Origin of the sequence: Cyanobium sp. BA5m-10, assembly GCF_024346255.1 — a bacterium.
GTDB lineage: Bacteria > Cyanobacteriota > Cyanobacteriia > PCC-6307 > Cyanobiaceae > Cyanobium_A > Cyanobium_A usitatum.
In genome coordinates, this window is the sequence record NZ_JAGQCP010000003.1 from 78,777 (window position 1) to 104,248 (window position 25,472).

A 25,472-nucleotide genomic window follows, 5' to 3' on the forward strand; every position below is an offset into this window, starting at 1 on the left:
TAACTTGATGATCAACCGTAAGTGCGCGCCCATGAGCTCGAGATCTGAAAGCCGAGCGAGTTGGTCTGGTGGCTGGCTGCTGGCCGCACTGGCCCTGGTGCTGACCTGGTGCCTTGGGGTCTTTCCTGCCGCAGCGATCACCGCGCCTGAGCTGCGCAGCCAGCGTTCGCTACAAGACCTCCAACCAGACATGCACGGCCGCAACCTTCAACAGCAGGAGTTTTTGAAGGCGACTCTGGCTGGCTTCGATCTGAGCGGCACCGATCTGCGCGGAGCTGTTTTCAACAGCAGCGACCTACGGGGAGCCAACCTGAAGGACGCCAACCTGGAAGACGCGGTGGCCTTCGCAAGTCACTTTGAAGACACTGACCTCAGTGGTGCTGTGCTGCGAAACGCCATGTTGATGCAAAGCCACTTCAAAGGGGCAACCATTGAAGGAGCCGACTTCAGTGATGCAGTGTTGGATCTGCCTGAGCAGAAAGCACTCTGTAAACGAGCTGCCGGTGTCAATCCGAGCACCGGAGTAGCCACCAAGGACAGCCTGGCGTGCCGATAGGGCCCCTTGCCTTTAGCATCTAATTTCCGGTTCCAGTGGGGATCAGCCACTGGAGGAAAGGGGGAAAGGTCGGTGAAAATCCGGCACTGTCCCGCAGCTGTGAAGGCTATGGCCCGCAAATCTGCTCCAACTTTGGGGCCTGCTTGCGATCCATTACCAAGTCAGAACGCCCGCCGGTTTTGTTCCTCCTACGGCGCGGACCGGCCCATGAATTTGATCAAAACAGCACCCAACGGCCAAGCCCTGGGCCGCTGGCTCCTAGTTGCTGGCCTGGCATCAATCGGCATTGGCGCCCTTAGCCCAGTCCAGGCACATCATTTTGCCGATATCGGCCAGCTAAAGCCCAGCATGTTCAATGGCGTTCTGAGTGGCCTCGCCCACCCAGTGCTGGGCCCGGATCATCTGCTTTTCCTACTGGCACTTTCCTTGGTAGGGCTGCAAAAACGGCTTAGCTGGAGCCTGGGACTTCTCGCTGTTGGCTTGCTTGGTAGTGGCGCTGGACTGCTGTGGCCAGGGATGCCAGGCGCTGAATCCCTGGTGGCCTGCACCCTCATTGTTGAGGCACTGGTGTTGCTACGGCGCTTGCCGTCCTTGCTGCTGCTTCCCGCCATGGCCTTGCACGGCTATGTACTAAGCGGCCCCGTTTTTGGCTGGAGCGCCATGCCCGTAGTTGCCTACGGCACGGGCCTGTTTCTTTCACAGGCAGGCCTGCTTGCGATGGCACTTATTGCCTTGCGGCCCTTGGGAGCTCGCCTTTCTTCAACCCAGCTGCGCTGGCTTAGTTTCGCCCTAATGGCTCTTGGCGGCACCTGGGCCCTGGCGGGTTTGGCGGCCTGAGATGACGACACAAAGTAGAAGGCTGCCTGTCACCGTGGTGACAGGTTTTCTCGGTGCGGGCAAAACAACCCTGCTGCGCCATTTGCTGCTCCACAGCGGTCAGCGCCTGGCTGTGCTGGTAAATGAATTTGGCGAGGTGGGTATCGACGGAGACCTGCTACGCAGCTGTGGTTTTTGCCCCGAAGATGAGCTAGACACCCGCCTGGTGGAGCTGGCAAATGGCTGCCTCTGCTGCACGGTCCAAGACGACTTTTTGCCAACTATGGAGAAGCTGCTTGAGCGAGCAGACAGCCTGGATGGCATCGTGGTGGAAACCAGTGGCCTGGCCCTGCCCGAACCACTGATTGCAGCCCTGAATTGGCCGCAAATCCGCACCCGCATTCGCCTCAATGGCGTGGTGGCAGTTGTTGATGGCGAAGCCCTTGCAGCAGGCAGTGTGGTGGCAAATCCAGCCGCTCTCGAGGCCCAGCGGCTCGCTGATCCAAGCCTGGATCACGCTTCGGCTATCGATGAACTGTTTGCCGAGCAGCTTGAGGCTGCCGATCTGGTTTTGATTAGCCGGGCCGACTGCCTATCTGCGGGCGAGGTTGATCTGGTGCATAAGGCCCTTGCCCCCCAGCTGCAGCCAGGAGCTGTGCTGTTGTCGATGGGTAGGGGGATGGTCTCCCCAGAGCTGGTGCTGGGCCTTGAGCGCCGGCAGCCAACCACCACAGGCCATGAGCATCACGACCACGACCATGATCACCACGATCACGAGCATCACGATCACAGTCATGTTGCCATCGAGTCGCTTGCCCTCGAGCTGGCTGGCGATTTCTGCCGGGTTGCCCTTGAGCAACAACTGCTGCAACTGGTTAGTGATAGCGCCCTGATTCGGCTCAAGGGGCGTCTTTGGCTTTCAGGTAAAAACCGACCGCTTCAGATCCAGGCTGTTGGGCCGCGGCTGGAGTGCTGGTTTGAACCAGGGGCTGGGCAGGCTTCGGTCACCCAGCAGGCCCCAGGCCTAGAGCTGGTTTTGCTTGGCTTCCAACTGGATCGCCCTGCCATCGAAGCCTGCCTAGACCAGGCCCTGACCGGTGAGCTGGCAGCTGCTAACTAGCTGATCAATCCAAGGGGATATCCCCTTTGGGCATAGCCCGTTCCAGCAGAGCGCAGGCCCCGCAATCCAGTTGGTTTCAACCGGCAACCACCCTGTTGAATCAAGCATCTGCACCGTGCCACTGCCGTCGTTGCGGAAGTCGATTCGACGCGGGCCGAGCTCGATCGTCCACCGAATAGGCAGCTCTGCTGCCGGTGCTTGAACGAGCATGGTGCATGGCTGCCAAGGCCCATCAGCCAGACGGCACTGCAAAGGCTGGGCAAGCGCAGCTGGTACACAAAGGGCTATCAAGCCAGCCAGCAGTGCCCTGCAGGCTGGCCAGACGCCAATAGGAACTGAGTTGAAGCGCCAAACCACGGCCGAAATGCCAGCGGGCTGCTTTCAAGCTGACCAAAAGTGACGTCAGCGGGCCACCGGGCTGCCAAGATTTAACAAACCTTCTGCTCCTCTGGTGCCACTCTTCCGCGCGCGCGTTCAGGTTTCACTTCGGCCCTCGGTGCTTGATCCGGCTGGCGAGGCCACCAGGGCTGCAGCGGCCCGACTCGGCGTCGACGGCGTCCGCAGCCTGCGCATCGGCAAGGCAATAGAGCTGGAACTGGAGGCTCCGGACAAAACCACCGCCCAAGGCCAGCTGGAACTACTCAGTGACCGCTTGTTTGCCAATCCAGTAATCGAAAATTGGCAGCTAGAGCTGCTTGAAAAGGCCGGGGAGCAACAGCAATGACCATTGGCATCGTGGTTTTCCCAGGCTCAAATTGTGACCGAGATGTGCGCTGGGCCCTAGAGGGTTGCGTCGGTCTACCGACCCGCTTCCTTTGGCATGAGGAGCGCGATCTCAGCGGCCTAGACGCAGTGGTGATCCCTGGCGGCTTCAGTTATGGAGACTATTTGCGCTGCGGTGCAATTGCCAGGTTTGCCCCCGTATTGGAATCGGTGAGGCTTTTCGCAGAAGCAGGCGGTGCGGTATTGGGTATCTGCAATGGCTTTCAGGTACTCACTGAGATGGGGTTATTGCCAGGTGCTCTCACCCGCAATGCTCGGCTGCATTTTCTCTGTGAACCAACCCCGCTGAGCGTTAAACCTGGCAACTGTCGCTGGCTGAAAAGCTATAACGAGGCAGAAGCGATCGTGCTTCCGATCGCCCATGGGGAGGGGCGATACCAGTGCGAGAGCGAGCAATTGGCTGAGCTCGAAGCAAATGGTCAGGTGGTGTTGCGCTACGCATGCAATCCCAACGGCTCGGTTGGTGATGTGGCGGGCCTGACCAACGCAGGAGGCAATGTGCTGGGTCTGATGCCCCATCCGGAGCGCGCCTGCGACCCGCTCACGGGGGGGCTCGACGGCTTGAGACTGCTTGCCAGCCTGAGCAATTGAAGCCTGGCGAACTCGACTCTCAGCAAGATGTCGCAAAAAAGGGGGCCAAGGGCCCCCCGGTTTGATCGCAGAGGATCAAACAATTGCAGCCCTGCTAGCAATCAGTTAACGGCGGCGAAGAACTCCTTGCTCTTAACTGGGTCAGGATTCATGGTCTTATCCCCTGGATTCCAGTTTGCTGGGCAGACTTCGTCTGGGTTGTTGCGGATGTGCTGGAAGGCCTGCAGCAAACGCAGGGTCTCGTCCACACTACGACCGACGGGCAGATTGTTGATTGTGCTCTGCATGATCACGCCATCAGGATCAATGATGAACAGACCACGTAGGGCCACACCTGCGTCCTCATCGAGTACTTCGTAGGAGCGGGCGATGTCCTTTTTGAGGTCAGCAATGAGGGGATAGTCAATATCGCCAATACCTCCGTTTTTGCGATCCGTCTGAACCCAGGCGAGGTGGCTGAACTGGCTGTCAACGGAAACACCCAGCACTTCGCAGTTGCGGCTGGAGAAGTCGTTATAGCGTTCGGAGAAAGCGATGATCTCCGTAGGGCAGACGAAGGTGAAATCGAGGGGGTAGAAGAACAGCACCACGTACTTGCCGCGGTACTGGGAGAGACTGATCTCCTTGAATTCCTGATCCACCACTGCGGTGGCTGTGAAATCTGGAGCCTGCAGGCCAACTAGCCGGGACATGCTGGTTAAGTAAGTGAGGGCTGGGCGCACTGGGGACTACAGTCCAAAGTCGGATCGACTACCAGTTGCTATTCACAATTTATCACATGATCCAGGCTGCCGGGGCCATAGGCTGATTCAAGTGATGTCTATGGGAGTGATGGCGATGGCTTGGGAGCCGAGTGTGCTGCGGAAATACAACACGACTGGGCATTTCCGTCTGCTTAGCCAGCTGCGCTCTGAACTGAAGGGCAATCCATTGGTCCGGCCCAAGGACGGCCAGAGCATTGGAGAGGTCAACCGCAGCAAGTCTTTGATTCGGGCAATTGAGGGGCGCTCCCAGGGCTATGGCCGTGCACGACGGGGTGGTGTTGCCACAACTGCTGGCACCTCCTCCGCCTCGCCTGAAGTTCAACAGCTAAAGCCTGATCCAGATCCCTTTGAGCTGATGGGCGGCATTGCAAGCGATCAGGACGATGTGGCCTCATTTCGAGCAAGGCTCAACACAGTCGAGTTGCGCTAGTTAGGAGACAGATAAATAATAAAAAAGGGCCAGAATCAAGGCCCAGTCAGAGAAAATGGCTCGGGGGAGACTTGAACTCCCGACCTTGGGGTTATGAATCCCACGCTCTAACCAGCTGAGCTACCGAGCCGTTGATTGAGTTTATCAGGCCCTAGGTGGCAGGAAATAAAGAGGGTTGGCAGCCCCGGCGCTCGGGGGATGGACCTCGAAGTGCAGGTGGGGGCCGGTGCTTCGGCCCGTGCTGCCCATATGGGAAATCAAAGATCCCTGTTCAACATCCTGCCCTACTCGGACCATTAGGCGGCTGTTGTGGCCGTAAAGGGAACGGCTGCCATCGGCATGGGCCAGGGTTACCAAGTAGCCGTAGCCGCCGTCGTGCCAGCCAGAGAAGACCACCCGACCAGCCTTGGCCGCCACGATCGGTGTCCCCACGTTGTTGGCCACGTCGATGCCCTTGTGCATGCGACCCCAGCGCCAGCCGTATCCGGAAGTAAAAACTCCCTTGGTCGGCCAAATCCAGCCCTGGGCTGAGCTTGGACCAGCAAAGGGCTGGTTGAGCTCATCAAAACCAGGCAGTTCGGGCCAGCTGATGCCGCCGCTAGTGGTTGGCTTGAGCCCCAGCACCATGCGGGTGCGGCCGGATGAAGCCTGCGCAAGCCGTACCTGGGAACCGACGACAAGGCGTGCGGTTTCGAGACCAGGATTGAGACGCAGCAGTTCCTGCAGGGTCAATCCATAGCGCTGAGCAATCTTTACGACCGTGTCGCCAAAGCGCACAACAGCACGCTCCTCCACAGGCGGTAGGGACTGGAGAGGAGGTGTGCGACGCAACTCGCTGGTATCGATCGCTGCCAGCTGCTTTATTTGCTTCGATTGCTGGCTGGGAACAACAAGCCAGTCACCTTGACGGAAATGGTGGTCTTCGTTGACGTCGTTGAGCTTGGCCAATCGCTCTTCAGCGAGCTTGAGGCTGCTGGATAGCTCTTCAACGCTGATGGGCTGGCGCACCTTGACCCAGATCTTGTCGATGCTGGGGGCAGGTAGGGCAGCGATCAAAGAATCAACAGAAGCCTTCTCGATATCGGCGGGGTCAAGAGCTGCGACCACTGCCGGCAGGGCAATGGCGCAGGGGATCAGGAATCGCAGAGTCGTTTGCAAAGGCTTCATGCAGTTCATTCAGTCGGACAAAGCTTGTGGAGAAGCCGATATCCCCAAGCCGGCCAGACAGTAGCGGACGGAACTCACCGCCACAAGTGCTGGTTGCGACCAAAGGCGCTGATGGGGTGACCAGAACCCTGTCACCTCAGGGGATCACGCCAATGTCAGCGAATTCTGTTGTCGAAGCGCCTCAAACAACACCACCCCAACCGACACGGAGAGGTTGAGGCTACGCACTCCGGCCTGCTGGGGCCGCTTGGCACCTGACATTGGGATCGTGAGAGCCGCATCGGCCGAGGCCAGCACATCCGTTGGTAGGCCTTCGGTTTCGCGGCCAAACAGCAGCCAGTCATCGGGTTCAAATTGCCAACTGGTGTAGGGCTGGCTTGCATGGCTACTAAGGGCGATCAGGCGACCGCCGCTGCGGACACGGTGATCAGCAAACGCTGACCAGTCGGCATGGCGCTGCAAGGACACCAGGGGCCAATAGTCGAGGCCAGCCCGCTTGAGCTGGCGATCATCGATTTGGAAGCCCAGGGGCTCCACTAGGTGCAACTCCGTGCCGGTGGCCGCGCAGGTGCGGGCAATGCTGCCTGTGTTGGGTGGAATCTGGGGCTGAAATAAAACGATCTGGGGCACGATCAAACAGCAGGTACGGCAAAACCCAAGTTGCTCAGATTGAGCGCGCGGCCCGCAACAACAAGCCAGGTAGCAGCGCAGAGGGGGGCAAGCTGCTGCTCCAAGGAGCCAAGGCGATCTCGAAACAAACCGCCTATCGCAGTGGCAGGCACAACCCCCCACCCGGTTTGCTCACTCACGAGCAGCACGGGCACCTTGCAGCGGCTCAAGCTTTGTACAAGAGCTGTACAGCGCTGTTGCCAAGCAGAACTATCGAGCTCGAGGCCAGCAGCGACCCAGGTGCCGAGGGAATCGACAAGAGCAAAGCCAGGGGGGCTGAGGCAGTCGAGGGCGCCGGCTAAGGCGCTATCAACCTCCAAGACGCTCCAGTGCTGTGGACGTCTAGCGGCGTGGGCCTCAACCCTCGCCAACCAGGCAGCATCTTCGGCGCTTGGCTGAGGCCCGGTTGCCAAGTAGGTAACCGGCAGGCCCGACTGCATGGCGAGGTGCTCGGCCCAGCGGCTCTTGCCACTACGGGCAGGACCGAGCACAAGAGTGCATGGCTGGTAGGAATCAACCACCACCATTCATGTTGTGGAGCGTGGCCACAGAAGAAGGTGAAACACGGTTGAGATAGCGGAAAATCCAGTATTTGAACACGGTCGCTAAAACCACCGGGAAGGTAGCAATAAATAGCATTATGAAATTCTCCTGGGCAGGCAGGCCGAGGTGGTTAGCAACGCCATCCAGCAGCACTGTCCAGCCCTCCGGGCTGTGAAAGCCCACAAAAATATCGGTAAATAAGATGATTCCGAAGGCCTTGGCGCTGTCGCTCAATCCATACACAAGCTCATCTAGGAAACCGCGCAACACCTGAAGATCACGACGACCAAAGAAGCAAACGCAAACAAAACCGACCAGGCCACCGAGATCGGCAAGCACGTTCTTAATGGCGTGGGTGCTTTCCAGATCAGCTTCATCCTTGAGCGACTGAGCCTTGCTCGCCAGCTGCGTCTGCAGCTCATCACGGCTTGGCAGGGGATTGCCGTTCAAGAGGGCGTCAAATTCAATTTCCGCCTGGAAAAGCCGTAATTTCTCTACGGCCTTCTCCTCAAGCTTTGGTTTCGGATAGGTAAGAAAAGCGTTGTCTGGAGCGAAGCGATCAACCAAAGGTGAAAACACATAGGTGCGGCTGATCTGCTGCACCAGCACCGGCACCAAAATCAGCAGTAGCAGGATGCGCAGTGACACCAAAGTGGAGTCTCTGCGCCGCCGAAAACCAGCCACCACATTCGCTTCCGCCTCGGGGTCGAGCTGGCGACGCACCTGATCAACAACACCAATCAAGCTGCGGGGCAGCACCTCCGGGGAGCGACTGATAGCAGGCAGCGGATCCCTACTGGCCGCGTAGCGGGCAACTACAGACTCAATTAGTTGAAACTGGCGAATTTCCTGACCGGCCAGCTCGCCTCGGTGGGTCTGCAAGGTTTGTACAGACTGGCGGCAGACCTCTAGCGCAGCTCGAAAACGACGCAGTAACTGCGCCTGTGCCGACCTGGAAATACGCAGGTCCAATTCAGGACGTACGGGCCGGTCGTTGTAGTGCTCTAGCTCAATGCTCTGGATGAGCAGGGCGGATTCATAACCGCGCTCAAGATCGTTGCTGAGGTCTAGGGCTTGGGCGCGCCCAAATGCCCCCATCCAGTTGGTTAGTGCCATCGGATCAGCGCGAGAAGACCCACCAAGTGAGCATGGGCACAATTGTGCCAACCGTTAAAAGCACCACAATCCAAGTAAAGGCATTACTTGACTTCGTTTCCTCCTTCGTGGGGATGTTGGTGGGCTGGCTGACAACCTCAGCGGTGATTGGTTCACCGGGATCCTCACCTCCCTGCAGCACGGTGAGCAGGCGAGTCATGGCATCGAGGCTGCCCTGGCGATAGCGACCGCCATCGCGGATCGGCTGGGCCATCGTGGTTCGGGCCGTGCTGCGTAGCAGGCTGGCATCAAGCTGGGTAACCAGGCCTGGAGAGGAAACAACCGCCGCACTGTTCGTCTGGCTGTCGATTAAAAAGAGCACCTGGTTGGGCTCGCCCCCAGACTCAGACCAACGCTCCAGCACTGAATTTCCGAGCTGGGAAAGGCTAAGCCCATAGTCAAGGCGGTTAACGGTGATCAAGTGGGCATCCACCCGCTCTGCTGAAAAACTTTCGAGGGTTTTACTGAGCTCGCCGATGGCTGCTCGGCTCAGCACATCTGCGGTGTCAAGAATGCGTTCCTGGGGAGCGGAGGCCGGTAGACCACTTGCGGCAATTGCCAGGGCCGGGGCAGGCATCCAAAAGGCTGCAAAGCCCATAAACAGGGCTGCCACAACTCCCAACAAGGGAATCCGACGGGTCACACGCAGGGAAGGTGGCAACGGTTCAGGGCCAACATGGTTCTAGTTTGCCGCCTGCGGGCCCAGCTGTCGCCTCCTGCTTGACCCCTATGGCCCCCTCCACACCCGCAAGGGTCTGTTTTCTCTCTGGGGTGGCCTCCCTGGCCCTGGTTGTACTGAATCAAACAACCGCGACCAACATCGATCCCGCCCTCGAGCGAGCCGCCGTATTGGCCAGCTTCCTGGCGGTGGCTCTGATGTTGGTAGGTGTGCTCTGGACCCGGGCCTTGCCCGAAGCGGCTGCCCGAGTTGCCCTCGAAGGCGTGCAGGGAGTGGAGCTCGCAGATGGGCTACCTGAAGCGTTATTAGAAGAATTGGGGTGGGGTAGCCAGATGTTGCTCACCGCCACCCCGGCGGCAGCGGTGGTGGTGCTGTGGCAAAACAAGTGTTTACTGCGCCGCGGCCTACTAGCGCAGGTGCCCTTTGAACCAGGAGCTATCTGCCAGCGAGCCCAAGAGAAAGGGGCCGCCATCTCACTTGTAGACCTGAACCTCTATCCAGGCCGTGCTGAATTTGAGAGCCTGCTGCCAGGGGTGCCAGCCGTAGTGGTTCAGCCGATTGACTCAAGGGGCTTGGTAGTGCTTGCAGGCTGGTCGCCGCGCTGCTTTAGCCGCAGCGATTTGATCTGGCTCGAGGGTTGGGCCCAGCGACTTAAAGAGCGAATGGAGCCGGCTTGCGGGAATCAGGACCTGATCGAGCCCGGGGAGGCAAGGTCACCCGAGATTCCACCCGCGCCCCCGGACTGCTAAACACGGCCATCCCCTGCTTAGTAAGCACGCCCTGAAGCCGCTGAGAGCGGGTGACCTGGGCAAGAGCCTTGCGGCGCAGCTCGACAGCACCAAGGGCTTCAATCTTATTAGTCTGCCAATTCCAGCTGCAGCTATTGGCGACGAGGGAATCGGCTGGTTGGTTTAGGCGGCAATTGAGGGGAACCATCAAGGTGTGACTAGGACCAATCGCTTCAAAGCCCGTGCCGCTAAGCCGGGACTGATCCAGCACAGCGGTGAATGGATGGGCACTGCTAATGCGTTCCCGCGCCAGGTCGAGGCGGGTATGGCTGGCATCAAGACGGCCCTTGCGGCCAGGATCCCGCACCTGCACCGGTGCCTGTAGGTCGATCAGCTGAAGCAGGGAATTACCGGTAAGGGATGGCGCCGAAAGTGTTTGAAGACCACTAGCTGCTATGCGCCGTTCTCCCCGAACTGGCCCTCGACCGATCAGTTGGCCAGTGGTTGGGAACCAATCTGCAGAACTCAGCGCCAGCTTCAAGCCGACCGCCCCTGAACGTTCCAACAGGGGCTCCCCCCTCAACTCCAACTTGTCCTGCTTGATCCAGAAGCGGGCCCGGCGAGCGGACACGAGCAACTCCCCCTGGGAGGCGCGGGGACTGCGGTCCAATTCCATGCGCTCCTGCTTGGGATACCAACGCACACGAGTAGAGGTCACAACAAGTGGCTTGGGCCCAAGGCGCTGCAGCCGGATTGGGCCCTCCAACTGCACCACTTCGCCATCGTTAATGACGGTGCCACTGCTGGCCGTTATTCGATACAGGGGTTTTCCCTTGGCATAGATGGTGCCGCGCAGGTCGCGGGCTTGGGCAACACGACGACTGAGGTCGTAGCGGACCTCCGGGCTGGTCAATTCCCACAGGGGCCGTCCGCTGGAATCCTTCTGGCGCAGGTTGAGGGAGCGGAAGACAAAAGGCTGGGCCGGCTCCTCCTTAGACACCTGGGTGCCGCATCCAACCAGCAGCACGGGCAGGCTTACTAGGGCACCCAGGCTCAGGGCCAGCAGGGGGCACCACTGCAGCCGGGCAGTCGTGGTCACAGAGGTGACTCGAGCTCAAGTCGCAACATCACCGGCTGCGGCTCAATCAGGGCGAGTCCGGGCTCCAGCAGACCCCATCGCTGGGCGAGCAGCCAAGGAGAAGCTTGGCTGCCAGGGGCGCAGGCAGGAGCCAGCTGACCGCTAGCAAATGGTTCCTGACCAAGCTGGAGCAGCATCCGATCAGAAAGCTCAGGCAGGAGCGGGGCCAGCAGCACTGCCACCCAGCGGGTGGCCTCAAGCACAGCATAAAGATTCGCTGCCACCAAACCCTCCTGACCCTCCAACTTCATTTGCTTCCAAGGGGCCTGGTCGTTGAGGTAGCCATTTGCAGCGATTGCTAGTTGCAGCGCCGCTTCAGCGGCACGACGGAAGTCCAGGTCGTTTAGGGCCGTATTGACAATGTTGCCGGCCGCGAGGGAAGCAACAGCCAGGGGGTGATCGGCCTGGGCAGCGGCTCCGGCTGGAGGCACGGCATCTGCAAACCAGCGCCGTGCCATCGAAGATGTGCGATTCAGCAGGTTGCCGATCGTATTTGCCAAATCGTTGTTGACCAGATCAGTGAAGCGCTGCTGCTGGAAATCACCGTCCTCGCCGAAGGGAATGTCGCGCAGCAAGTACCAGCGCACCGCATCGCGGCCACAACGCTCCAGCAGCACATCAGGATCGAGCACATTGCCAAGGGACTTGCCCATCTTCTGGCCTTCGCGGGTCAAGAAGCCGTGGCCAAATACGCGCTCTGGCAGGGGCAACCCTGCGGACAGCAACATCGCCGGCCAATAAACCGCATGGAAGCGCAGGATGTCCTTGCCAATCACATGTAGCTGGGCGGGCCAGCCACGCTCCAGCACCTGCTCCAGCACAACTGGCTCCTCCGGGTCGAGCAGGGCCGTGAGATAACCGAGCAGGGCGTCAAACCACACATAAAAGGTATGGCCTTCATGGCCGGGGACCGGAATGCCCCATGGCAGGTCGATCCGGGAGATTGAAAAATCGCGCAGTCCCTGGGCCACAAAGTTTTCCACCTCCTTCTGCCTGCTGGCGGGGGCAATGAAGCCCGGCTGGCGGATCAAGGCCTCGATCTGCGCCTGATAGCGGGAAAGGCGGAAAAACAAATTGACCTCATCGCGCCACTCCAGGGGCTTGCGATGGATGGGGCATTCGGGATCCTCACTGCCCGGTGCGTCATCTTTGAATTCCTCACAAGCAACGCAATACCAGCCCTGCTGACGCCCCTCCACTACGTCGCCGTTGGCCTCCACGCGGGCAAAAAATTGGGCCACCAATTGGCGGTGGCGTGGGTCGGTGGTGCGGATGAAGCGGTCGTTGCTGATTTGCCAACGGTTCCAAAGATCGCGATATCCCTCGCTGATTAGATCGCAATGGGCCTGCGGACTGAGTCCAGCCGCTTCGGCCGTGCGCTGGATCTTCTGGCCGTGTTCATCGCAGCCGGTGATGAACATCACCGACTCCCCCCTCAGCCGCTGGTGGCGTGCCACCGCATCGCAGGCAAGCGTTGTGTAGGCACTGCCGAGATGGGCGCGATCGTTGACGTAATAGAGGGGGGTGGTGAGCGTGTAAGTCATCCTTTTGATCCTACGGAGCGGCGACGGACATAAAGGCTGACCACGAGCACGCCTGCTCAGATCATCTCCTGCGAGTCTTGGGTCAGCCGTGTCCGCCAGCCATGACCCTGCCATCAGAAGCAGTGGATGTATTGGTGTGGGGGGGCGGCACCGGTGGCGTGGCCGCAGCAATCCAGGCGGCCCGCGGCGGTGCCAGCACGCTCTTGCTCACCCCTGGCAACTGGCTTGGGGGCATGGTGAGCGCCGCCGGCGTTTGCTGCCCCGATGGCAATGAGCTCACCCCTTGGCAGACAGGTCTCTGGGGAGCCTTTCTGCGCGCCCTTGAGCAGGCCGAGCCCGAGGGACTGGATCAAAACTGGGTGAGTTGCTTTGGTTACCGGCCCGCCACCGCAGAAGCGATCCTGCAGGGCTGGGTAAGCGAGCTGGCCAATCTCCAGTGGTGGCCAAGCTGCAGGCTGCTGGCGGTGCGACGTCAGGGGGCCCGCATCACAGCAGTACAGCTGGAGCACAAGGGTGAAACCCAATGGCTGGACTGCAAAGTTGTCATCGATGGCAGCGACCGCGGCGACCTGCTGCCCCTAGCGGAGGCTCCATTTCGACTCGGCTGGGAAGCCCAGGAGCAATGGGGCGAACCCAGTGCCCCCAGCCTGCAACGGTTGCAAACGGAAGTTTTTTTTAAGCAACAACCTGTGCAATCGCCCACCTGGGTGGTGATGGGCCAGCTCCAGAGCGAAGTGTTGACGCCAGCTGCAGCCCCACAGCCCTTGGCTGCGCCATTTGAACGAGCAAGCGAGGCCTTCGGTTTAGAGCGCACGATCAACTATGGGCGCCTGCCTGGGGGCCTGGTGATGCTCAACTGGCCGCTGCACGGCAATGACTGGCACCAGGGGCTGGAACGCGCCTTCAGCGCTGATCCGGCTGAGCAAGCTGGGTTAGCTGCCGAAATGCAGTCCTACAGCCTGCAGTTTGCAAGAGCCCTTGAGCAGGCAAGTGGGGGCTGGCTTCAACTGGGCCATGCCTTTCCTGCTGAAGCCGGCAGTCCTGCCCCCTGGCTAGCTGCCATGCCCTACTGGCGGGAGGGGCGAAGAATGCTGGGCCGCTCGCTGGTGCTGGAACAGCACCTGCTCCCCCTAGGCAGCGCTGAATCCCAGGGGCCACTGCCGCTCAATGCCAGCGGCGAACTGGAGTCGATAGCGGTGGGCAACTACGCCAACGACCACCACTACCCAGGGAATGACTGGCCACTGGCACCTAAAAGCATTCGCTGGGGAGGGCGCTGGAGCGGCACTCCCTTTTGCATTCCCTACGGCGCGCTGCTGAGCGCTGAGATCGACAACCTGCTGGCAGCTGACAAGGCCTTCAGCAGCAGCCACATGGCCAATGGGGCCACCCGTTTGCAGCCCCTAATTCTGAACATCGGCCAGGCGGCCGGGGCGGCAGCGGCCCTGGCGGTACAGCGGGGCATCCCCCCAGCTGAGCTTGCGCCCCTGGACGTTCAGCAGTGCCTGCTCCACGATCACCGTGCTCCAGCGGCGGTAGTGCCGCTCTGGGATACCCCCTGGCATGCCAGCGACTGGTTAGCCCGACAGCTGCAGCTGCTGGCCAATCCCGACCTCCTGCAGGCCAATGGCCAAATTGAGCGCCCATTCCAAAGACCCCTAAGTCCGAGCCAGGGCCGTCCAGAACCCAGGGAGTCTCTGTGGAATGGAAGGGTGCTGCCGGACGGCCAGGGCGGCTACACCTTTGTATGCGACACCGATTTCAGCAGTGATAACGCCAAACGGGAGTGGCCTCTCATCACCTTGGAGCCAGGCCTGAACCGCTGGCTGCAGAACCTTGATAAGCCGACCCAGGCCAAGTTAATTGGCTGTGTCAATCCTTGGGGGCCGTGGTTGCGTGCCTCGCGACTGGCCGCGGATTAGCCCGTGGCCTGCAGTCGCAATTGGTCGCGCAGGGGGTCTACCGCCTGAACTCGCAGTTGCAGCAGATCGCCTGGGTCCGAGCCGGCTGGGCACTCGGCCGCCAGATCCATGGCCAGGGCCTCAATGTGCACCAGCCCCAACCTGTCCTGGGGCCGCAGCCAGCGCAGGAAACAGGCCTGCCAATGCTGACTCCCATGCGCCGCAAACCACACCTGCTGCCAGTGACGCTGGTCTTCCCTGCTGATCTGCATCCCCTGCTTGAGCGGACCGTCTAAGTCGGAGAGCAGGGCGGCTAGATCGGTGGCAACCATGGGCTGGCTTCCCTGTTGAAGTGCCAGCAGTTGCCGTTGCGCCACTAGATCGGCGTAGCGGCGAATCGGCGAGGTGACTTGGACATAGGCCGGCAAGCCCAGGCTGAAATGGGGGCTTGGCTCCGTGCCGGTATGACCGCGGCTTAGGCACCGCTTAATGGCGCAATGGCGCACCGGGCCAGCCGGCAGGGCTGCCAGCTCGGCCTCCGGCGGCAAAGTTGCTGTTAGTTGGCTGCGATAGGGCAGAGCTAAAGCTTGTTCTTGGCCAAGACCAGCTACCACCGCGCCCGCCAGAATCATCGCTTCGGCCACCATCAATCGGGCGGGGCTGGGTTCGGTGATCTCAAGCTGGGGAGCGTCTCCCTGGGCCGCGTCTCCCTGGGCCCGAATCCGACCCTCCGGCTGATCCAGCAGCAGGGCACCCTGGCGCACACGCCACTGGCGGCGGCGCAGCAGCAGGCCGTGCAGGTCGGCAAGCTCGCGCTCCTGAGGCGGGGCTAGATCGATCAGGTCGTCGGCATCGCCATAGCTGAGCCGGTAGGTGGGCTTAACCCAGCTGCGCTGCAATCCCGAAGCCTTAACAGCCCCATCGCCGTCGAGTTCAACCCAGATGCTCCAGGCGGCACTGCGATGCCCGGCCCGCAGGCTCATCGGTCCGGTGGCAAGCGCCTCCGGGAACATCGGCAAAATTCCAGATGCCAGATAAAGACTGCTGCCCCGCCGTCGTGCTTCTAAGTCGAGGGGCGAATCCAGCGCAATCAAGCGAGCTGGGTCCGCCACGTGGATCCAAATCTTCACCTGGCCAGCGGGGGTTGTTTCCAATGCCAACCCGTCGTCAATGTCGCAGGTATCAGCGTCATCAATGGTGACGCTGCGCTGGCCGCTGAGGTCCAGGCGCTCGGCATCACCCGGTAGTTCAGTTTCAGCGCTAGCTAGTAAGCGTTCGGCATCAGCCAGTAGATCAGCAGAAAAGCCTTGCTCCCAGACCGTGGCTCGCAGGGACGGCAAATTGTGGGCTTGCCACTGGCCCAGATCAACCAGCAGGTGGCGAATTGAACCCGTATCCGCCGTAACTTTGGCGGCCTGCAAAGCCTGGCGCAGGGGAAGGGGTAGGGGAGTTGTGCACTCACCGCCAGCCCAATCAATCAATAGCTCAAGCTGCTGGCGCTGCTCTGCGCTGAGCAGTTGCAGATCAAGCGGCTGACGATCGCGCAGCTGCTGCTGCCAGCGCATTTCAGCTTGCTCCTGGAGCACCCGCAGTCGGCGTTCTCGCCGCAGCCGGCGAAGATCCGTCAGGGGCCTGGCCTCAACGAGGTTTTGACGCAGACGGAACAGGGTCTGGGGACCAAGACACCAGCGCCAGCAAGATGCAATAGCTAAGCCATCCCGTCGCGAAGAAACCAGATCAACCCAGTCGCTCAGCTGCAATCCCTGAGGTTCAGCCTGCATCAGGATCCAAGCTGCCGCGAAATCGCTTCGAGAAGGCAGCACTGCCGTCAACGCGTCGTCACTAATCGACCACGGAGCTTGGCCAAGGCGCTGGGGTGGGTTGCACTCGCCGGAAAACGCAGTGAGAAGCAACAGTTGCCGCAGCGGCTGGATCTGCTGCCTAGCGCTGGTACCAATTGCTAAAGAGGCCTTGTTTGAGGCCACAGCCAAAACAACAGCAAGCTGGGGACCGCGCTCATCGCCCAGTCCCACCAGATCGCCAGGATGGAAGGTTGAAGCCGCCAGGGGAGAGGCCTCAGCCTTCGGGATTCACAAAAGGCAGCAAGGCCACAATTCGGGCACGCTTAACAGAGTTGGTCAGGTCACGCTGCTGTTTGGCTGTCAGGCCAGTGAGCCGGCGGGGCAGGATCTTGCCGCGCTCGGTGATGAACTTCTTGAGCAGATCGACGTCTTTGTAGTCAATCGGATCGCCAGGCTTGATTGGCGACAGGCGCTTTTTGAAAAAAGAGCTAGACATGGATTACGAAGGCGAGTAGTGAATGAAGCTGGATCTGACTAGTACCTGACGGGGCTGGGGCAAATCGAGTTGAAACTGATCATTGAGCTCCAAAGCTGGGGCCCAAGCCTGAATCACTTGATTTCCTTGTGAACCGTCGAGGAGTTGCAGTGGGTACAGAACTTCTTCAGCTCAAGCCGTTCGGTGGTGTTACGGCGATTCTTCTCAGTGGTGTAACGGGACACACCTGGAGAACGCTTTGCGGGGTTGGACCGGCATTCGGTGCACTCGAGAGTGATCACGATCCGGACGCCCTTGTTTTTAGCCATGAAGGACGTTGCGCCGCTGGAGCGATGCGAAAGGACAAGTTGACACCTTACCTGGCGGTAGTCCCACCCCCCAGTTGATCCCTAAGATCAAGGTTCAACACACCACGGGCTATGCGGGTCTCGCTCCAATGGCTGCAGGAGCTGGTGACCGGCCCCGAACAAGCCCTCGCTCCAGGGCCGCTAGCCGAGCGTCTGTCTTTGGCTGGTTTTGAGGTAGATGCCATAGAGGACCTAGCCGCCCAGGCCGACGGTGTCGTGGTGGGCTTCGTGCGTGAACGCCAGGCCCATCCCAACGCAGACAAGCTGAGCGTCTGTTTAGTTGATATCGGCGCCGCCGAAACCCTGCAGATCGTCTGCGGGGCAGCGAATGTACGGGCGGGTATCCATGTGCCCGTTGCCCTGGTGGGCGCCACTCTGCCGGCGGTCAACCTGACGATCAAGCCCGCCGAACTGCGCGGTGTGGCCAGCAGCGGCATGATCTGCTCCCTTGCCGAGCTTGGCCAGACGGCAGAGGGGGAAGGAATCGCCATTCTTGATGAGCTGCTGGAGCAGGTGCCCCCCCTGGGCGCAGCAGTGGGACCAAGCCTGGGGCTGGATGACCAGGTTTTGGAGTTGGCGATCACCGCCAACCGACCTGATGGCCTCTCAATGCAAGGCATAGCCAGGGAGGTGGCGGCCCTGGTGGGCGGCCAGACCCAGATAAAGGCCCCTGAAATTGCCGCAACAAGCCAGCCGCTGCCTCTTTCCGCCAGCGACCGGGTCGCAGTTGAGGCTGGGGGGCTATTCAGCATCACGGCCCTCGACGGGCTGAAGGTCGCCCCATCGCCCCTCTGGTTGCAGCAGCGCCTGCAAAAGGCCGGCATTCGCCCGATCAACAACATTGTTGACATCACCAACTTGGTGATGCTGGAGACGGGACAACCCCTGCACGCCTTCGACAGCAAGCGCCTCGCCGTAATCGACGGAGACAGCGAACCCCAGCTAGCCAGCCTGGGGCTACGCCAGGCCCTTGATGGTGAGGAATTCACCAGCCTGGACGCCACCGAGCACAAACTCAGCCCCGAAGCCCTGGTGGTTACTTACAGCAACCGCCCCATCGCCCTGGCTGGCGTGATGGGTGGTGCGGATGAAGCCGTTAATGAAGCCACCACCTCAATCTGGCTTGAGGCTGCTGTGTTTGCTCCCCAGGCGGTGCGCCGCTCCGCCCGCAGCGTTGGCTTACGCACTGAAGCAAGCAGCCGTTTTGAGAAGGGGTTGCCAAGGGAGGCCACCCTCGCTGCTGCAGATCGGTCCGTGGCCCTGCTTAAGCAACATTGCGCTGCCAAGGTTTCGGGCCGCTGGCTGCATCAACGAGCCGAGCATCCAATCGAGCCGTTGCAGCTGAGGCGTGACGCCCTGCACAATCTGCTTGGACCTGTTCAAGACGGCGAAGACTATTCAGATCTCAGTGACGACAGGATCGTCCAGACCTTGACGGCCCTTGGTTGCCAGCTGGCAGAACAGATAGATGGTGAGGGTTGGCTGGTCACCGTGCCCCCCTCACGGTTGATGGATCTGCAACGGGAGGTTGACCTAATCGAGGAGGTGGCCCGCCTGGTTGGTTACGACCACTTCGCCTGCCACTTACCCGACCCACTGGAGCCTGGGGGACTTAATCCAGCCCAGCAGGTGGAGCGCCGCCTGCGCCGCCAACTGTGCGCTGCCGGGCTGCAGGAGGCCTGCAGCTTTTCCCTGGTGGCGGCAGCAGCTGGGCGCATACCCCTGGCTAATCCCCTGCTAGCTGATTACGGCTACCTGCGCGACAACCTGCATGGCGAATTGCTCGCCGCTGCACGCCGCAACTTGCAAAGTGGGCAGCCAGGTTTCTGGGCTTTTGAGATCGGCCAGGTGTTCAGCAGCGATGCCGCCAGGTCTGCTCGCCAGCTGCTGGCTGGGGTTATCTGTGGCGAACGGCGAGGTGAGCGCTGGAGCAGCAGTGGTAAACCCCAGCCTCCCAGCTATCACCAGGCCCGCGGCCTGCTGCAGCAAGCCTTGGCAGCGCTGGCGATCCCAATCGAAGATCGCCCATTCACCCAGCACCCATTGCTACACCCGGGTCGAGCCGCCCAGCTTGTAGTGGAAGGGCGGCCACAAGGCTGGGTTGGCCAGCTGCACCCTGAGCAGGCCGAAAAGCTAGACCTGCCGCAAACAAGCATCATCTTCGAGCTCGAACTCGATGCCTTGCTGATCGCCGCCACCCGCCGCAACCGCTGGCAGCCAGCCTTTGCCCCCTATCCCACCGTCCCCGCTTCGGAGCGAGATCTGGCCGTAGTGGTGGCAGCCAGCACGAATTCAGCTGAGCTGCTCCAGGTGATTCGCAAAGCCGGCAAGCCGCTGCTGGAGCATGCGGAATTAGTAGACCGCTACGAGGGCGGTCAACTTGCTGCAGGCCAGTGCAGTCAAGCCTTCCGGCTGCGCTACCGCGATGCCAGCCGCACCCTCACCGATGAAGAGGTGGAAGCAGCCCACTCCTCGATCCGGGCAGCCCTGGAAAAGCAGCTGGGCGCCCTGTTGCGCAGCTGATATCCAGGTGGCGGCAGATCTACCCCTACTCCTGCTCCGCTGCCTCGGGCTGCGGGGTTGGGACGCCAGCACCAATACGGCTCAGAACGGTCAATGTTTCTACGTGGCTTGTTTGGGGGAAAAAGTCGATCGGCTGAACGCTCTCCAATCGATAAATGCCGCCGCTAACCAGCTGGGCCAGGTCCCGGGCCAGGGTGGCGGGGTCGCAACTGAGGTAGAGCAGGTGGGCCGGGGGGCGTTCGATGATCGCCTGCAGGGTGGCGGGCTCCAGTCCCTTGCGGGGAGGATCGAGAAACACCGCATCGCAGTGAACGAGGTGCTCAGCCAGGCACTCGGCCACGACCCCGGTCTCAAAGGTGGCTGATTCACTTAGGCCGTTTTCGCGGGCATTGGCCTTGGCCTGGTGCACGGCCTCGGGGCTTAGTTCAATGCCGTGAACGTGCCAGCCAGCCGCAGCCACCGGCAGGCTGTAGGTGCCAATGCCGCAGTAGGCATCAACCATCACCCCAGGCGCAGAGCCCGCAAGGGCTGCAAGCACCAGGGGCACTATTCGCTCAGCCTGTCGGGTATGGACCTGGAAAAAGGTGTCTGCTGCAATGCGCAGCTCGAGATCGCAGAAACGCTCCTGCACCCAGCTACGTCCCACGACCACGCGTGTCTCGGGTCCCATCAGGGTGTTGGTGGCTAGGGGTTGCAGGTTTAGGCACACCCCCACTAGTTCGGGCCAGCGGTGCATCCATTGGGCGGCCAGGATCTCGATGCCCTCCAGGTCTGGGGTGCTGCTTACCAGGGTGATCAGCAACTCACCTGTGTAGCTGCCGATTCGCAGGGCCAGATGGCGCAGGCCGCCCCCCTCGCGGAAGTCCCGATCAACGGGCCAGTCACTGGTCTCAAGATCCGACTTAAGCGGTGCGATCAAAGCGTCCAGGCGCGGATCAAGCACCGGGCAGCGATTCATATTGACAATTTTGTGGGTGCCAGGGCGATAAAAGCCAGCCCGCAACCGCCCGTCCTCGCAGCGCTCAAGCGGGATGATCGCCCTGTTGCGATAGCCGAGCCCTTCTGGCGCTGCCATTAAGGGCGCAACATCCGTATCAAGGTGGGCAATACGCCGCAGAGCATCAACAACTTTTTGGTGCTTCCAGTGCTGCTGCGCCGAGTCGTCGAGGTGCTGCAAGCTGCAACCACCACAGTCTTCAGCAAGGATGCAAGGAGGTCTTCGACGCTCCGCTGCCGGCTCAAGCACCTGTTGCAGCTCAGCTAGCCAGTGGCGACGGGCCTTATGGGTGAGGCGTACCTTCGCCTGCTCGCCAGGCAAGGCACCAGCTACAAACAAGACCCGATCTGCGAGACGGGCCACGCCCTGCCCGTCATGGGATAGGCCGGTGATGGTCACCGTCACGGTCATGCCGGTGGAGAGATCGAGGCCATCACTCTTGCCACCACCAGCGCCGTTGCCAAAGCTTTTAGTGCCCACGCCCGCCTACCAATCCTTCACCCTACGCCGTGCAAAGGGGCGTTACACCTTGCGGCGGGGCACGGTGATCTTGCTGAGGAGTCGATACAGTGATGGACGCGTGTGGTCGCTGCGATGAGCGTCGTTCGGGATCTGATCCTTCAGGCTGATGATCAGCTGCGGTATCCCAGTGGCGGCGAGTTGCGCTCCATGGTGGAGTACCTCAGCCGGGGAGCCGAAAGGCTGGTGGTTGTGCGGCTTCTTACCGACAACGAGAAAAAAATTGTTGATGAGTCGGCCAAGCAGCTCTTCCAGCGCAACCCCGACTACGTGGCCCCCGGTGGCAATGCCTACGGCCAAAAGCAGCGGGCCCAGTGCCTGCGCGACTACAGCTGGTATCTGCGCCTGGTGACCTACGGCGTTCTCGCCGGCAGCACCGAGATGATTCAACAGATTGGCCTGGTCGGCGCCCGTGAGATGTACAACAGCCTCGGCGTACCGATGCCAGGCATGGTGGACGCAATGCGCACCATGAAGGAGGCCTCGCTCGCCCTGTTGAGCACAGACCAGGCCTCCCTTGCGGGCCCTTACTTCGACTTTCTGATCCAGGGCATGCAAACCAGCACCTGATTCAGACCATCCCAACCAGCACCAGGACCCGGAGGAGCGCTTGTCTCGTCCGGGTCTTTTTGTTGGACTATTAATGGGTCCCGGTTGGGATGCAAAAGAATCATCAATTGCTCGCACGGATGGAGCGACAGGATGATGCTCACTTTTAATACCCGCCGGCGGGACCGCGCACCTCACCCACCCCCCCTTATCTAAAGTCTCATCCAAGACGCAGCAAGGGTCTATAAATAAGTCTACCATGAGACAGCTGATCATTCTGTTGGCAAGCTGCTCGACCAGCTCCAGGGCCAGCAAGTCTCGAAGCCTCAGCAAGCCTGTTGCATAGCCCTAAGAGCTTGCGTACCTGTGTATGACACAGTGACGCAAGACTTCAGAGTCTGCTGCTGCAACGACTCTGAAGCGAGACGGATGATCTGGACCAGACCAGGTGAGATGGCTGGACAAGCTATTCAGGCCGTCTTCCGGCCACAACTACAAAGAACCCATGAAACACACGACTAGGGAGATGCAGGCAGAAATACGGAAAAATTGGAAATAAACCCAACTAGATGCCATCAACTAGGGGGCAAAGCTCACTTGCATATGCATCAGCTATCTCATCCAAGACTAATTAGTGGTCTCATTACAAGACCAGGCTGCTCAGGCCAAGAATAAAAATCCCACTCTCCCCAGGCAAGACCCTTAACAAGACCAACAATGAATCTCATGTGAGAAAAGAAAAACAGCTATCCGTCCAACATCTGAGCAGTCAAACCGTTGTGGCTAGCAATGATGATGCGCCCAAGCAAGCCGCAAAGTGCAGATCGCTAGTCTCATCCGAGAATCATTCCAGGACCAATTAGGTGTCTCAGATGAGAAGCAATATACGAGTCTATTCGTTGCGGTAGAGCTCTTTCAGTAGCTGGTAGGCCTCGTTTAGGCGCCGCATGGTTTCTTCCGTGCCGCCAGAGTCGGGGTGATGGCTCATCGCCAACTCGCGGTAAGCCTCCCGTATCTGTCGCAGGGTGAGCCGCTGACCCGGCGCCGTTGGCAGTTGCAGCAGCTTCAAGGCCCCATGCAGGGTCATGGTGTGTTCCAAGGTCTGGAACGAGGTGCCCTTACGTCGCTTGCGGAAACGATGAACAAAGCGCCTGATCAGCGTTGGTAAGCGGAGTTCCAGGGTTGAAGTGCTGAAGGGATCCTCCAGCAAACCTGCCATCACCATGACTCGCTCAAAAGTTGCGGGCTCCCTGCCCCAGCTGGGAGCCGTATTGGCCACCACATCGCAGGCAAGCGACCAAGTAAAGGGGCGGCCCTCACTTTGATCACTCTGGTCCCAAATGTCCTGGGCCAACCACACCATTGCGGCTTCCAGTACCGCCTCATTGGCAACCTTGCCGTAGAGCTCAAGCCAGTGGTCACGGGCTCTGGCCAAAGAGCGTTCGAGCACATCACCGCCTACATGGGGGAGAGGTTCTTGCGCCAGATCCATGGGTTGGCGTAAGGGCTGCAAACTGCGCTTGAGCTGGTCAGATTGGCGCCTCACAAAGCCAGGTAGGTCAATGCCGCTCTGACGAGGGCGCACATCCGCTGCCATTGACGCATCAACATCGAAGTCGAAGGCAAATTCACGATCAGCTGATTCCCGATCCAGGCACAGGTCTCCCCCGGAGCTCCGGGTCATCAACACCAAAGCCCCCTGTTCGTTGAAGGTTGATTCCAGGCTGGTTTGTTCGCTAAGGCAACCATCAGGCTGGTGATTGCCGTCGTTGGCAAGAACAGAGGTCTCAGCTTCCTCAGTATTTGGGAAGATCTCTTGTAGCAGACGCTCCAAAATATCTCCGCGACTGCGGATGCCCCACTCGGCCCGCAGCGCATCAATTTTGTCGAGCAAATCGACGGGCAGCTCCAGGCTGAAGCGGCGACGATTGGGGTCCGCCGGCTTAGCCATGCCTAACGGCCAATAAGGTCGCGCATCATTTCCTGCTGCGCTTCCAGGGCCTGCTGGTAGCGATCAACCAAGCTTTTATTCCCAGGGGTTGAAGTTTGGTTGGGGGAATAACGCGGCTGATAAATTGGCGGTGGTGGCAGAGGATTTGCTCTGAGGGGCGGCAGGCTGGGGAAGCGTGGCTGCAGCACCAACGGGGCCATTAATTCTGATCCATCCTGACCATCACGATCCTGATCTGGAATCGCAGGCAGGGACTGGGGGGGCGTCATCGCCGCGGGGGAGGCTGTGTTGCGAGCCAACTCAAGCAAACGCTCTCGCTCCTGCACCATGGCGACCTGACTGGCTGGCACGATGCTGAGTAGGTGACCAGGGGTGGCATCGGCCGGATAAACCAAGCTGATTCGAACTGGGTTGGATACACCTCCCCGAAGATTCAAAGAGGTGAGGGGCAAGCTTTGGCCAGAGCGCATGCCTACGTGCATTTCTTGAAGCCCTTCCTCCGTGCGTACTTGCAATGATCCCCTGAAGGCGGTGAAAGGTTTACCAGTGCCTGAGGCGGTGGGATGGCTGAGAACCAGCTCATAGGGGCCAGCCCCCTTGAGATTCAGATCGACATCAAATCGAACGCCGTAGGTGCCCACATTGTCTAGGGATGAATCCACCATGCGGCTGGCGAGTGGATTGACCTGCACCTCGAGCGTGCCGAAATTATGGCGGTTAGTGCTCGTTAGCGGAAAATGTAATGGACCTTGCTGAGCGAGATTATGGTTCAGGGTGGCTTGATAAGTATCACCTATAGCAACACCTCCCACACGGGAGAAAATTCGGCGGCCATTGATGTCAGCGATGCGGTTCAGGTAGACCCTGCCCGGAGCAAGCCGTCCCCGATCCAAAATAGCGATTAGATCCCAGTCGCTATTGGGTTCTTTCCCAGCAACAACAGCCATCTGAAAAGGTCCATCACTATTACCTTTCAACAAGGCGTTAGCAATGCCAAGCGCAGGCAGCTGGGTCTGAAATAGCACAATACGGCTGCGGGCAGGAATAGTAATATACTGATCAAGTTTTGGATCTAGACGACTGCGTAGAACTTGCACAGCTGTTGCATCTCCAGGACCGGTATTCCAAGGGCGAGGCCCGAGAGGTCTTACTCCCATCTTGTAATTGACAAGATAGGGCGCCTCAAAGCTGTTGCGTACTGCACCGGTTTCAAAGCGGATGTGCACTGCCCGCATTCCGGGATTGATCAGAATCAGCCCTAGGGTGAGTTCTGGACGCCTACCAGAGCGGGATAGCTGGCGGCGGTTCGGGGGGAAATACTTGTGGTGCATGTGCACCCCAAAATCACCGTTGAAGGTGAATTCGGCGTTGCGCAAGGGCTGTCCAGTCTCTTCGGCGTAGGCATACCCCGGCGCGGTGCTGATCAGGATCCCGGGGCCTTCAACCTCCTCCGGCTGGTTCGAGTGCAGAACCGGCACCTTGTTGAAGGTGCCATTTAGGGGACGGGCCTGTTGTCCCGCCATTAGAGCCACGTAAGCCGCCGCTGGCAGCGCCTGCAACAGGCCGAGGGGAGCCCCCAGGGCAGCTGCTATCAGCAGTTTGATCGGCCGCAACGGAAATCTGGTAATCAGGGTGTTGGGTTTGAGTGCAATGGCCCCTATTCCAAAAGGGTATGACGGGAAGTTGGTTGCAAACCCAGATTGA

The 25,472-nt window shown here is 60.0% G+C and carries 25 protein-coding genes, 1 tRNA gene and 1 riboswitch; of the genes, 10 read left to right on the plus strand and 16 right to left on the minus strand.

All coding sequences use genetic code 11. The features are described 5' to 3' along the window. Positions 1–31 precede the first annotated feature (31 nt). The 3 genes from KBY85_RS02460 to cobW all read left to right on the plus strand — a co-directional run bounded on the left by KBY85_RS02460 (position 32) and on the right by cobW (position 2,492). A complete protein-coding gene (locus KBY85_RS02460) occupies positions 32–556 on the plus strand; it encodes a pentapeptide repeat-containing protein (protein ID WP_254959971.1) in 525 nt (174 codons plus the stop codon). A gap of 10 nt (positions 557–566) precedes the next feature. Next, positions 567–749: riboswitch (cobalamin riboswitch) on the plus strand. A 14-nt stretch (positions 750–763) separates the two neighbouring features. Further along, positions 764–1,393 carry a HupE/UreJ family protein gene (locus KBY85_RS02465; RefSeq protein WP_106501801.1) on the plus strand — a complete coding sequence of 210 codons (630 nt, stop codon included), beginning with the start codon at positions 764–766 and terminating at the stop codon, positions 1,391–1,393. A 1-nt stretch (position 1,394) separates the two neighbouring features. Continuing rightward, entirely contained in the window at positions 1,395–2,492 is a 1,098-nt protein-coding gene (gene cobW, locus KBY85_RS02470; RefSeq protein ID WP_254959973.1) for a cobalamin biosynthesis protein CobW, read from the plus strand. On the opposite strand, the gene KBY85_RS02475 is transcribed toward cobW, so the two are convergent. Further along, positions 2,451–2,702 carry a hypothetical protein gene (locus KBY85_RS02475; RefSeq protein WP_254959974.1) on the minus strand — a complete coding sequence of 84 codons (252 nt, stop codon included), beginning with the start codon at positions 2,700–2,702 and terminating at the stop codon, positions 2,451–2,453. The genes cobW and KBY85_RS02475 overlap by 42 nt on opposite strands. A gap of 241 nt (positions 2,703–2,943) precedes the next feature. Here KBY85_RS02475 and purS point away from each other — a divergent pair, with 241 nt between their 5' ends. Both purS and purQ read left to right on the plus strand, forming a co-directional pair. Continuing rightward, complete coding sequence (purS, locus tag KBY85_RS02480; protein WP_106501799.1) at positions 2,944–3,216, plus strand: phosphoribosylformylglycinamidine synthase subunit PurS; 273 nt, start codon at positions 2,944–2,946, stop codon at positions 3,214–3,216. After that, positions 3,213–3,866 carry a phosphoribosylformylglycinamidine synthase subunit PurQ gene (purQ, locus tag KBY85_RS02485; RefSeq protein ID WP_254959975.1) on the plus strand — a complete coding sequence of 218 codons (654 nt, stop codon included), beginning with the start codon at positions 3,213–3,215 and terminating at the stop codon, positions 3,864–3,866. The genes purS and purQ overlap by 4 nt, the downstream gene beginning before the upstream one ends. Positions 3,867–3,967: 101 nt before the next feature. Here purQ and KBY85_RS02490 read toward each other — a convergent pair whose 3' ends face one another. Then, complete coding sequence (locus KBY85_RS02490) at positions 3,968–4,558, minus strand: peroxiredoxin (RefSeq protein WP_254959976.1); 591 nt, start codon at positions 4,556–4,558, stop codon at positions 3,968–3,970. A gap of 145 nt (positions 4,559–4,703) precedes the next feature. On the opposite strand from KBY85_RS02490, the gene KBY85_RS02495 reads away from it, so the two are divergent. After that, positions 4,704–5,060, plus strand: coding sequence for a hypothetical protein (locus tag KBY85_RS02495; RefSeq protein WP_254959977.1), 357 nt, complete (start codon positions 4,704–4,706; stop codon positions 5,058–5,060). A gap of 56 nt (positions 5,061–5,116) precedes the next feature. Here KBY85_RS02495 and KBY85_RS02500 read toward each other — a convergent pair. From KBY85_RS02500 to psb32, 6 genes are all read right to left on the minus strand, one after another. Further along, a tRNA-Met gene (locus KBY85_RS02500) sits at positions 5,117–5,190 on the minus strand. Between the two features lie 14 nt (positions 5,191–5,204). Further along, a complete protein-coding gene (locus KBY85_RS02505) occupies positions 5,205–6,227 on the minus strand; it encodes a peptidoglycan DD-metalloendopeptidase family protein (RefSeq protein ID WP_254959978.1) in 1,023 nt (340 codons plus the stop codon). 144 nt (positions 6,228–6,371) lie between these two features. Continuing rightward, entirely contained in the window at positions 6,372–6,857 is a 486-nt protein-coding gene (locus tag KBY85_RS02510; protein WP_254959979.1) for a tRNA (cytidine(34)-2'-O)-methyltransferase, read from the minus strand. Between the two features lie 2 nt (positions 6,858–6,859). Continuing rightward, positions 6,860–7,423 carry a bifunctional adenosylcobinamide kinase/adenosylcobinamide-phosphate guanylyltransferase gene (gene cobU / locus KBY85_RS02515; protein WP_254959980.1) on the minus strand — a complete coding sequence of 188 codons (564 nt, stop codon included), beginning with the start codon at positions 7,421–7,423 and terminating at the stop codon, positions 6,860–6,862. Further along, the gene (pxcA, locus tag KBY85_RS02520) at positions 7,410–8,555 is read right to left on the minus strand and encodes a proton extrusion protein PcxA (RefSeq protein ID WP_254959982.1); all 1,146 of its coding nucleotides are present in this window, start codon (positions 8,553–8,555) and stop codon (positions 7,410–7,412) included. The genes cobU and pxcA overlap by 14 nt, the downstream gene beginning before the upstream one ends. 4 nt (positions 8,556–8,559) lie before the next feature. Continuing rightward, positions 8,560–9,255 carry a photosystem II repair protein Psb32 gene (psb32, locus tag KBY85_RS02525; protein WP_254959983.1) on the minus strand — a complete coding sequence of 232 codons (696 nt, stop codon included), beginning with the start codon at positions 9,253–9,255 and terminating at the stop codon, positions 8,560–8,562. A gap of 68 nt (positions 9,256–9,323) precedes the next feature. Here psb32 and KBY85_RS02530 point away from each other — a divergent pair, with 68 nt between their 5' ends. Further along, positions 9,324–10,022, plus strand: a complete 699-nt coding sequence (locus KBY85_RS02530) for a cofactor assembly of complex C subunit B (RefSeq protein WP_254959984.1) — start codon at positions 9,324–9,326, stop codon at positions 10,020–10,022. On the opposite strand, the gene lptC is transcribed toward KBY85_RS02530, so the two are convergent. Together lptC and KBY85_RS02540 are read right to left on the minus strand one after the other, a co-directional pair. Next, positions 9,925–11,100 (minus strand): LPS export ABC transporter periplasmic protein LptC, encoded by a 1,176-nt coding sequence (gene lptC, locus KBY85_RS02535; RefSeq protein WP_254959985.1) that lies wholly within the window; start codon positions 11,098–11,100, stop codon positions 9,925–9,927. The genes KBY85_RS02530 and lptC overlap by 98 nt on opposite strands. Then, positions 11,097–12,683: a methionine--tRNA ligase gene (locus tag KBY85_RS02540; protein WP_254959986.1), complete on the minus strand. Its 1,587-nt coding sequence runs from the start codon at positions 12,681–12,683 to the stop codon at positions 11,097–11,099. Before KBY85_RS02540 ends, lptC begins: the two co-directional genes overlap by 4 nt. A gap of 101 nt (positions 12,684–12,784) precedes the next feature. Between KBY85_RS02540 and KBY85_RS02545 the strand changes: the two genes are divergently transcribed. Next, entirely contained in the window at positions 12,785–14,605 is a 1,821-nt protein-coding gene (locus KBY85_RS02545) for an FAD-dependent oxidoreductase (protein WP_254959987.1), read from the plus strand. Here the strand turns inward: KBY85_RS02545 and KBY85_RS02550 are convergent. From KBY85_RS02550 to rpmG, 3 genes are all read right to left on the minus strand, one after another. Next, positions 14,602–16,617, minus strand: a complete 2,016-nt coding sequence (locus KBY85_RS02550) for a ribonuclease catalytic domain-containing protein (RefSeq protein ID WP_254959988.1) — start codon at positions 16,615–16,617, stop codon at positions 14,602–14,604. The two genes, KBY85_RS02545 and KBY85_RS02550, sit on opposite strands and share 4 nt — an antisense overlap. 43 nt (positions 16,618–16,660) lie before the next feature. After that, on the minus strand, positions 16,661–16,882 hold the full coding sequence (rpsR, locus tag KBY85_RS02555) for a 30S ribosomal protein S18 (protein ID WP_106501788.1): 222 nt from the start codon (positions 16,880–16,882) through the stop codon (positions 16,661–16,663). A 113-nt stretch (positions 16,883–16,995) separates the two neighbouring features. Then, positions 16,996–17,190: a 50S ribosomal protein L33 gene (rpmG, locus tag KBY85_RS02560; protein WP_106501787.1), complete on the minus strand. Its 195-nt coding sequence runs from the start codon at positions 17,188–17,190 to the stop codon at positions 16,996–16,998. A 111-nt stretch (positions 17,191–17,301) separates the two neighbouring features. Here rpmG and pheT point away from each other — a divergent pair, with 111 nt between their 5' ends. Next, positions 17,302–19,752, plus strand: a complete 2,451-nt coding sequence (gene pheT, locus KBY85_RS02565) for a phenylalanine--tRNA ligase subunit beta (RefSeq protein WP_254959989.1) — start codon at positions 17,302–17,304, stop codon at positions 19,750–19,752. 25 nt (positions 19,753–19,777) lie between these two features. Here the strand turns inward: pheT and rlmD are convergent, their stop codons facing one another. Beyond that, complete coding sequence (gene rlmD, locus KBY85_RS02570; RefSeq protein WP_254959990.1) at positions 19,778–21,229, minus strand: 23S rRNA (uracil(1939)-C(5))-methyltransferase RlmD; 1,452 nt, start codon at positions 21,227–21,229, stop codon at positions 19,778–19,780. 114 nt (positions 21,230–21,343) lie between these two features. On the opposite strand from rlmD, the gene KBY85_RS02575 reads away from it, so the two are divergent. Beyond that, positions 21,344–21,838 (plus strand): allophycocyanin subunit alpha-B, encoded by a 495-nt coding sequence (locus KBY85_RS02575; RefSeq protein ID WP_254959991.1) that lies wholly within the window; start codon positions 21,344–21,346, stop codon positions 21,836–21,838. An 871-nt stretch (positions 21,839–22,709) separates the two neighbouring features. Here KBY85_RS02575 and KBY85_RS02580 read toward each other — a convergent pair. Together KBY85_RS02580 and KBY85_RS02585 are read right to left on the minus strand one after the other, a co-directional pair. Further along, complete coding sequence (locus KBY85_RS02580; RefSeq protein WP_254931404.1) at positions 22,710–23,768, minus strand: DnaJ domain-containing protein; 1,059 nt, start codon at positions 23,766–23,768, stop codon at positions 22,710–22,712. A 2-nt stretch (positions 23,769–23,770) separates the two neighbouring features. Then, positions 23,771–25,291, minus strand: coding sequence for a DUF3370 family protein (locus KBY85_RS02585; protein ID WP_254960005.1), 1,521 nt, complete (start codon positions 25,289–25,291; stop codon positions 23,771–23,773). Positions 25,292–25,472 lie beyond the last annotated feature (181 nt).

Bases quoted from the DNA above. Each gene is read 5' to 3' on its own strand.
- purQ (WP_254959975.1), top strand. From the start codon at position 3,213: ATGACCATTGGCATCGTGGTTTTCCCAGGCTCAAATTGTGACCGAGAT.
- KBY85_RS02505 (WP_254959978.1), bottom strand. From the start codon at position 6,227: ATGAAGCCTTTGCAAACGACTCTGCGATTCCTGATCCCCTGCGCCATT.
- KBY85_RS02530 (WP_254959984.1), top strand. From the start codon at position 9,324: ATGGCCCCCTCCACACCCGCAAGGGTCTGTTTTCTCTCTGGGGTGGCC.
- KBY85_RS02475 (WP_254959974.1), bottom strand. From the start codon at position 2,702: ATGCTCGTTCAAGCACCGGCAGCAGAGCTGCCTATTCGGTGGACGATC.
- pheT (WP_254959989.1), top strand. From the start codon at position 17,302: ATGCGGGTCTCGCTCCAATGGCTGCAGGAGCTGGTGACCGGCCCCGAA.
- KBY85_RS02580 (WP_254931404.1), bottom strand. From the start codon at position 23,768: ATGGCTAAGCCGGCGGACCCCAATCGTCGCCGCTTCAGCCTGGAGCTG.
- KBY85_RS02575 (WP_254959991.1), top strand. From the start codon at position 21,344: ATGAGCGTCGTTCGGGATCTGATCCTTCAGGCTGATGATCAGCTGCGG.
- pxcA (WP_254959982.1), bottom strand. From the start codon at position 8,555: ATGGCACTAACCAACTGGATGGGGGCATTTGGGCGCGCCCAAGCCCTA.
- KBY85_RS02490 (WP_254959976.1), bottom strand. From the start codon at position 4,558: ATGTCCCGGCTAGTTGGCCTGCAGGCTCCAGATTTCACAGCCACCGCA.
- cobU (WP_254959980.1), bottom strand. From the start codon at position 7,423: ATGGTGGTGGTTGATTCCTACCAGCCATGCACTCTTGTGCTCGGTCCT.
- rpsR (WP_106501788.1), bottom strand. From the start codon at position 16,882: ATGTCTAGCTCTTTTTTCAAAAAGCGCCTGTCGCCAATCAAGCCTGGC.
- KBY85_RS02540 (WP_254959986.1), bottom strand. From the start codon at position 12,683: ATGACTTACACGCTCACCACCCCCCTCTATTACGTCAACGATCGCGCC.
- KBY85_RS02495 (WP_254959977.1), top strand. From the start codon at position 4,704: ATGGCTTGGGAGCCGAGTGTGCTGCGGAAATACAACACGACTGGGCAT.
- KBY85_RS02460 (WP_254959971.1), top strand. From the start codon at position 32: ATGAGCTCGAGATCTGAAAGCCGAGCGAGTTGGTCTGGTGGCTGGCTG.
- KBY85_RS02545 (WP_254959987.1), top strand. From the start codon at position 12,785: ATGACCCTGCCATCAGAAGCAGTGGATGTATTGGTGTGGGGGGGCGGC.
- cobW (WP_254959973.1), top strand. From the start codon at position 1,395: ATGACGACACAAAGTAGAAGGCTGCCTGTCACCGTGGTGACAGGTTTT.
- KBY85_RS02585 (WP_254960005.1), bottom strand. From the start codon at position 25,291: ATGGCGGGACAACAGGCCCGTCCCCTAAATGGCACCTTCAACAAGGTG.
- KBY85_RS02465 (WP_106501801.1), top strand. From the start codon at position 764: ATGAATTTGATCAAAACAGCACCCAACGGCCAAGCCCTGGGCCGCTGG.
- rpmG (WP_106501787.1), bottom strand. From the start codon at position 17,190: ATGGCTAAAAACAAGGGCGTCCGGATCGTGATCACTCTCGAGTGCACC.